Below are 619 nucleotides of genomic sequence, written 5' to 3' on the forward strand. Positions count from 1 at the left end.
CTAGAGCGTTTCACCGCTTGATTGAATCGGAAGGGATTCCCGCTCGGTTGGATTTGTGATTCAAGATGCTGGCTGGATTGGAGGCCAGCATCAGATGGTTCGACCTCTTTCCGACGATCTGCGCGAGCGGGTTGTGGCGGCTGTTTTGAGCGGCGAGAGCCGCCGGTCAGCTGCCAAGCGGTTCGGTATTGCGAATTCAACGGCGGTGAAGTTATTGCAGCGCCATCAGGCGACCGGCTCGATAGCGCCTGGCAAGATGGGTGGACATCGCAAGAGGGTGCTGGAGCCGCACCGTGCCTTCATCGAGGCACGTATGCGTGAGACGCCGCATCTGACGCTGCACGGTCTGAAGGATGAGTTGGCCGATCGCGGGGTCAAGGTCTCGCACAATGCGGTATGGCAATTCCTGCGCCGCGAGGGGCTGAGCTTCAAAAAAAACGCTGTTCGCCCTTGAACAGGCACGTGCCGATATTGCCCGTCGGCGCCAGCGATGGCGATCCTGGCAGACAGGCCTCGATCCGCAGTGCCTGGTCTTCATCGACGAGACCTGGATCAAGACCAACATGGCTCCGCTGCGCGGCTGGGGGCCGAAAGGCAAGCGGCTGCGCGGCCTGGCTCC

At 61.2% G+C, this 619-nt stretch carries 1 pseudogene; it reads left to right on the top strand.

The annotated features are described in order from the left end of the window. Positions 1-94: 94 nt before the first annotated feature. Positions 95-619 (top strand): annotated as a pseudogene (locus DPM33_RS35700) (transposase); the annotation flags it as partial.

The organism is Mesorhizobium hawassense, assembly GCF_003289945.1.
GTDB classification, from domain to species: Bacteria; Pseudomonadota; Alphaproteobacteria; order Rhizobiales; family Rhizobiaceae; genus Mesorhizobium; species Mesorhizobium hawassense.